This is a genomic window from Bradyrhizobium sp. SHOUNA76 (genome assembly GCF_023006445.1).
Taxonomy (GTDB): domain Bacteria; phylum Pseudomonadota; class Alphaproteobacteria; order Rhizobiales; family Xanthobacteraceae; genus Bradyrhizobium.
The window spans coordinates 1-495 of record NZ_JALBHA010001147.1; the positions used below are offsets into that span (position 1 = coordinate 1).

Here is a 495-nt window from a genome sequence, read left to right on the forward strand (position 1 = left end):
GGACCTGCTTGGGCGCGGCCTTCTTCTGCGCGGGCGGCGGTGGCGCGGGCTTGGTCGCGGGGTCCGGCGCGGCGGTCGCAATGGTCTGCTGCGGCTCTTTGCAGTCGGTGAGCCAGATGTCGTAGATCGGATGTTCGACGCCGTGCAGGCCGGGGCTTGCCGCGTACATCCAGCCCGAAAAGATGCGCTTCACCTCGCCCTGCAAGGTGATCTCGTCGACCTCGACGAAGGCGTCGGTGTTGGTGGCCTCCGTCGCCGGCCGCGTGTAGCAGGCGTCGGTCTTGACGCGCAGCGCGCCGAACTGGACCGTCTCGCCGATCTCCTCGTCGAAATTGATGATGCGCCCGGTGATCTTGTCGAGACCGGAGAAGGTCGCCTTCTTGTTCACGATCTTCTGGGCCGGCGGTTCGGTGACGACCTCGTCGCCCGGCTGCAGGCTCGCCGGGGTCTGCGGCACGGCGCCCGGAGCACCCTTCTGCTGCGGCTGGCGCTGAC

The 495-nt window shown here is 68.3% G+C and carries 1 protein-coding gene; it reads right to left on the reverse strand.

Annotated elements, in window-relative coordinates; genetic code table 11:
• On the reverse strand, positions 1 to 495 hold a 495-nt coding region (locus MOV74_RS40220), incomplete at both ends, for a DUF2155 domain-containing protein (RefSeq protein WP_246933112.1).